The organism is Piscinibacter sp. (assembly GCF_050175855.1).
Classification (GTDB): Bacteria; Pseudomonadota; Gammaproteobacteria; order Burkholderiales; family Burkholderiaceae_C; genus Piscinibacter.
Window position 1 is genome coordinate 1 of record NZ_JBFXIO010000362.1, and the last position, 5,206, is coordinate 5,206.

The 5,206-nt window shown below is 71.1% G+C and carries 7 protein-coding genes; 2 read left to right on the top strand and 5 right to left on the bottom strand.

All coding sequences use genetic code 11. The features are described from left to right. Window positions 1–380 (top strand): MFS transporter (locus AB7U92_RS21375; RefSeq protein ID WP_428581796.1); only part of this gene is annotated, 380 nt, incomplete at its 5' end. On the opposite strand, the gene ychF is transcribed toward AB7U92_RS21375, so the two are convergent. After that, window positions 370–1,464 (bottom strand): redox-regulated ATPase YchF, encoded by a 1,095-nt coding sequence (ychF, locus tag AB7U92_RS21380; RefSeq protein ID WP_428581799.1) that lies wholly within the window; start codon window positions 1,462–1,464, stop codon window positions 370–372. The two genes, AB7U92_RS21375 and ychF, sit on opposite strands and share 11 nt — an antisense overlap. Window positions 1,465–1,543: 79 nt before the next feature. On the opposite strand from ychF, the gene AB7U92_RS21385 reads away from it, so the two are divergent. Then, window positions 1,544–2,419 (top strand): pirin family protein, encoded by an 876-nt coding sequence (locus AB7U92_RS21385; RefSeq protein WP_428581802.1) that lies wholly within the window; start codon window positions 1,544–1,546, stop codon window positions 2,417–2,419. Here the strand turns inward: AB7U92_RS21385 and AB7U92_RS21390 are convergent. From AB7U92_RS21390 to AB7U92_RS21405, 4 genes are all read right to left on the bottom strand, one after another. Beyond that, window positions 2,391–2,528 carry a hypothetical protein gene (locus tag AB7U92_RS21390; RefSeq protein ID WP_428581805.1) on the bottom strand — a complete coding sequence of 46 codons (138 nt, stop codon included), beginning with the start codon at window positions 2,526–2,528 and terminating at the stop codon, window positions 2,391–2,393. The genes AB7U92_RS21385 and AB7U92_RS21390 overlap by 29 nt on opposite strands. A gap of 48 nt (window positions 2,529–2,576) precedes the next feature. Next, window positions 2,577–3,284: a DMT family transporter gene (locus AB7U92_RS21395; protein ID WP_428581808.1), complete on the bottom strand. Its 708-nt coding sequence runs from the start codon at window positions 3,282–3,284 to the stop codon at window positions 2,577–2,579. Then, entirely contained in the window at window positions 3,281–4,147 is an 867-nt protein-coding gene (locus AB7U92_RS21400; RefSeq protein ID WP_428581811.1) for an MOSC domain-containing protein, read from the bottom strand. Before AB7U92_RS21400 ends, AB7U92_RS21395 begins: the two co-directional genes overlap by 4 nt. Beyond that, on the bottom strand, window positions 4,144–5,206 hold a 1,063-nt coding region (locus AB7U92_RS21405), incomplete at its 5' end, for an AsmA family protein (protein ID WP_428581814.1). The genes AB7U92_RS21405 and AB7U92_RS21400, both read right to left, overlap by 4 nt.

Sequence of the window (5,206 nt, forward strand, 5' to 3'; positions counted from 1 at the left end):
GCGCCTACCCCTTCGGCAAGCTGGCCGACACGACGGACCCCGCGCGGCTGCTCGGCCTCGGCCTGCAGCCGCTGATCGCCGCCGCTGTCGTGCTGGCCACCGCCAGCGGCTGGCCGGCGCTTCTGGCCGGCGTCGCCCTGTGGGGCCTGCACATGGGCATGACGCAGGGGTTGCTGGCCGCCATGGTCGCCGCCACCGCGCCGGAAGACCTGCGCGGCACCGCGTTCGGCGTGTTCAACCTCGTGGCCGGCCTGGCGATGCTGGCGGCCAGCGCGGTGGCAGGCGCCCTGTGGCAGGGGATCGGGGCGCCTGCCACCTTCGCGGCCGGCGCTGCTTTCGCCGCGCTCACGCTGGCGGCGCTGCCGTGGCTCAGACGTTGAACAGGAAGTTCATCACGTCGCCATCCTTGACGACGTACTCCTTGCCTTCGGCGCGCATCTTGCCGGCGTCCTTGGCACCCTGCTCGCCCTTGTAGGCGACGAAGTCGTCGAAGGCGATGGTCTGCGCGCGGATGAAGCCGCGCTCGAAGTCGGTGTGGATCACGCCGGCGGCCTGCGGCGCGGTGTCGCCGACGTGGATGGTCCAGGCGCGCACCTCCTTTACGCCGGCGGTGAAGTAGGTCTGCAGCCCGAGCAGCTTGAAGGCCGCACGGATCAGCCGGTTCAGGCCCGGCTCGGTCTGGCCCATCTCGGCGAGGAACATCTGTCTGTCCTCGTCGCTCATGTCGGCCAGCTCGGCCTCGGTCTTGGCGCAGATGGCCACCACCGGCGCCTTCTGCGCCTCGGCGTAGGCGCGCAGCTTGTCGAGCAGCGGGTTGTTCTCGAAGCCGTGCTCGTCGACGTTGCCGACGAACATCGCCGGCTTGGCGGTGATCAGGCACAGCGGCTTGAGCACCACCAGTTCTTCCTTGCTGAAGTCGAGGCTGCGCACCGGCTTGCCTTCGTTCAGCGCCGCCTGGCATTTGTTGAGCACGTCGACCAGGCGCTGCGCCTCCTTGTCGCCGCCGGCCTTGGCCACCTTGGTGTAGCGGGCCAGCGACTTGTCCACCGTGGTCAGGTCGGCCAGGCACAGCTCGGTCTGGATGACCTCGATGTCGGAGATCGGGTCGACCTTGCCGGCCACGTGGATCACGTTCTCGTCCTCGAAGCAGCGCACCACGTTGACGATGGCGTCGGTTTCGCGGATGTGGGCGAGGAACTGGTTGCCCAGGCCTTCCCCCTTGCTCGCGCCGGCCACCAGTCCCGCGATGTCGACGAACTCGACGATCGCCGGCACCACGCGCTCGGGCTTGACGATGGCCGACAGGGCGTCGAGCCGCGGGTCGGGCAGCTCGACCACGCCGACGTTGGGCTCGATGGTGCAGAACGGGTAGTTCTCGGCAGCGATGCCGGCCTTGGTCAGGGCGTTGAAGAGGGTGGACTTGCCGACGTTGGGCAGGCCCACGATGCCGCACTTGAGGCTCATGGGTGACTTTCGGAAGACGACCGCGCGACGGCGCGGGCAAGCTGCGGATTTTAGGCGCCCGGCCTACACTGGCCCGGCCATGACGACGCCGCTGCAGCTGATCGAACCCAAGACCCACGACCTCGGCGGCGGCTTCGTCGTGCGCCGGCTGCTGCCCTCGGCGGCGCGCCAGGCGGTCGGGCCCTTTCTCTTCTTCGACCACTTCGGCCCCATCACCGCGCGGCCCGGAGACAACCACGACGTGCGCCCGCACCCGCACATCGGCCTGGCCACCGTCACCTACCTGTTCGAAGGCGCGATGCTGCACCGCGACTCCACCGGTGTGGTGCAGCGCATCGAGCCCGGCGCGATCAACTGGATGACTGCCGGCCGCGGCATCGTGCACTCCGAGCGCACGCCCGAGGACCTGCGCGGCGTCGAGCGGCGCAGCCACGGCCTGCAGCTGTGGTGCGCGCTGCCCGAGGCGCACGAGGACGACGAGCCGGCCTTCCAGCACCACGCCGCGCACGAGTTGCCGGAACACAACCTGCCCGAGGCCGCCGTGCGCGTGCTGATCGGCACGGCCTTCGGCCTGAGCTCGCCGGTGGCCACGCTGTCGCCCACGCTCTACGTCGACATCGCGCTGGCCTCGGGCGGCTCGCTGGTACTGCCCGATGCGGCCGAGGAGCGCGCCGTGTACAGCGTCGACGCCGAGATCGAGATCGGCGGCACCAGCGTGCCGCCGCACACGCTGGCGGTGCTGCCGGCCGGCTCGCAGCCCCTGCTGCACTCCCGCGGTGGGGCGCGGGTGGTCATGGTCGGCGGCGCGCCGCTGGGGCGGCGCTTCATCGTGTGGAACTTCGTCGCCAGCCGCCGCGAGCGCATCGTGCAGACGCAGGACGACTGGGAGGCTCAGCGCTTCCCGCCGGTGCCCGGCGAGACCGAGTTCATCCCCCTGCCGCCGCGGCGGGCCTGAGCATCGCGACGTTGCCCGCCACCGCCAGCGCGGCACCGACGAAAGTGATCGGCTCCGGCCGGTAGCCCTCGAAGAGCAGCGACACGACCAGCGCCAGCAGCGGCGTCATCACGCCGATGGTGCCGGCCGGCCCCGGGCCGAGGCGGTCCTGCAGCGTCTAGTAGCAGGCGAAGGTGATCACCGAGCCGGCCAGCGCCAGGTACAGCAGCGACAGCCACCAGCCCGCGTTCAGCGGCATCGACCAGGCTCGCCCGAGCGCCGCGGCCAGCAGCAGGCTGGCCAGCGCGCCCCACAGCATGCCGAAGCCGAGCGCCGGCCAGAAGGGCAGGCCGTGGTGGCGGTTGCGGCTGGCCGAGAGGCTGCCCACGGCCGACAGCAGCACGGCACCCACCGTGAACACCGCGCCGAGCGTGCTGCCCGCACCGGCCGGCGCCTTGGCGATCTCCGGCCAGAAGATCAGCGTGACGCCGATCAGGCCCACCACGCCGCCGGCGAGGAACCGGCCCGACAGCGGCGCGCCGAAGGCCAGTCGCGCGCCCAGCGAGACGATCAGCGGCGAGGCCGAGTAGCCCACCGCCACCAGCCCCGAGACCACGTGCTGCTCGGCGTGGTACACGCAGACGTAGGAGACGCCGTACATGAACGCGCCCTGCAGCGCGAAGCGGGCGTGATCGAACGCGCCGAAGCGCAGCGGCATGCCGCGCCAGGCGGCGAAGCCGAGCACGGAGGCCCCGGTCAGCGCGAAGCGCAGCGCGACGCCGATCTCCGGCGCGAGGTCGGCGATCTGCCAGGTGATGGCGTACCAGGTCGTGCCCCAGACGAGCACGCAGACGGCGAACAGCTGCCCGTTGGCGAGCCGGCTCACGCGAACTTGAAGCTGGCCTGCCCCGTCATGCCGGTCTTCAGCGTCGCTTCGATGCCCTCGAGGATCACCGCGTTCATGCCGAAGGTGATCGCGCCGTCCAGGCGCGCATCGGCGCGGTAGGCGCTCAGCGTGTCGCCCACCGCGTGGCCGGGCACGCCGGTGGCGGGGTCGACGTCGGGCACGGTGCAGCGGTCGCAGGGCTTCACCAGCTTCAGTCGCACCGGGCCTTCCGGCGCGTCGAAGACGATCTCGTCGAGGTGGTCTTCGCCATTCGCGTCGAGACCGTCGAGCACGAGGTTGGGGCGGAAGCGCTGCATCGTCACCGCGGCGTGGCCGGCGGCCGCGAGGCGGCGGTTCAGTTCGGCCAGCCCGGCCGTGCTGGTGACGAGCAGCGGGTAGGCGTCGGCGAACGCAGTCTCGGCCTCGATCGGCCCGGTCCAGCGCGGGTTGGCCAGGCGGCGCTGCTCGGGGTCGAAGCGCACCAGGCGCAGCTTGCGTGCGAGAAAGTCGCTGAACCACTGCGCCGCCAGGTCGCCCATGTCGTAGGCCTTGACGGTGTCGTTCCACACCGTGGCCTTCACCGGCGCTTCCACCGTGTCCAGCGCCACGTGCAGCGAGAGCATGCCCGGCGCACGTAGCACCATGTCGGTGTGCTTGAGCGTCGGCTGGATCAGCGCCATGCGCGGCAGCTCGCGCTGGGTGACGGCCACACCGCGCTCGTCGACCACCGCCCAGGCGCGGTCGAACTCGAAGCCGGTCTCGATGACCAGCACCTCGTCGACGGCGATGCCGCAGCAGGACTTCACCGGATGCAGGTGCAGCGCCGCGATGCGCACCTCGAGGTCGCCCTGAGTGCCGCTCACTTGAACAACCCTTTCAACAGCTTCTCCTTCAGCACGTCCTTCGGTTTCGGCGCGGAGGCGCCGGGCTCCGCCGGGGCGATGCCCAGCTTGGCGCCGAGCTTCTCCTTGAGCTTGTCCTCGACCTTGTTCTGCAGCGCGCCGGCCGCGACCGCCGACCACTGCACCTTCCAGTCGATCGCCTCGAACGGGCCGGTCAGGCGCACCGGCACCGTCAGGCCCTTGAGCGCGGCGAGCTCGGCGCCGCCCTGGCCGGCGGCGCTGCCGGTCACGGTGGCGCGTGCGGTGTAGTCGATGCGACCCTTGCCGATGTCGATGGCGCCGTCGCCGCCCAGGCGCAGGAAGGGGCTCTTGACGTCGAGGTCGTTGTTGCGCGCCACGCCCTCGGCGATCTGGAAGGTGGCGTTGAGTTCGGAGAAGTCGGTCTTCTCGGTCTGCTTCGCCTGCTCCACCGCGTCCTGCTTGAGCGTCAGCGCGGCCTTGGCCTGGCGCAGCGTCTTGGCGAGGTTCACGCCCTTGATCGCCCCGTCGCGCAGGTTCAGCGCCGCGTTGCCGCGCAGCTTCGAGCGCAGTTCGCCGACCGTGCGGCCGGTGGTGTCGACGTCGAGGTTGACGCGGCCGGTGCCGTCGAGGATGTCCTTGGCCGCCACGTCCTTCAGCAGCGCATTGACGTTGACGCCGGTGGCCACGGCCTTCACCGCGATTCGGCTGGCGCGTGCGTCGGCCAGGGCGTTGGCGTCGAGCGATCCGCCCCAGGCCTTGGCTTGCAGCACCGGCACCTTGAGCATGCCGTTGTCGAGCTTGGCCTCGATGCGTGCATCGGCGATGCGGTACTGGCGGAACACCAGGCTGCCGGCGCGCAGCGCGACTTCCGCGTCCAGCGCGCGCAGGCCGGCGAGGTCCACCGGCGCGTCGGCCGGTGCCGGCGTGCCGGCACCCGGGGCGGTGCCGGCCGAGGCCGTCTCGGGCAGCAGGGTATTGAGGTCGAGCGCGTCGAACTTGCCGCTGGCCTTCACGAACACCGGGCGGGCCGAGAGATTGGCGCTGCCGTCGATGGCGAAG

Excerpts from the sequence above, each read along its gene's own strand:
- ychF (WP_428581799.1), bottom strand. The coding sequence starts at position 1,464 with ATGAGCCTCAAGTGCGGCATCGTGGGCCTGCCCAACGTCGGCAAGTCC.
- AB7U92_RS21390 (WP_428581805.1), bottom strand. The coding sequence starts at position 2,528 with ATGACGCCGCTGCTGGCGCTGGTCGTGTCGCTGCTCTTCGAGGGCTAC.
- AB7U92_RS21385 (WP_428581802.1), top strand. The coding sequence starts at position 1,544 with ATGACGACGCCGCTGCAGCTGATCGAACCCAAGACCCACGACCTCGGC.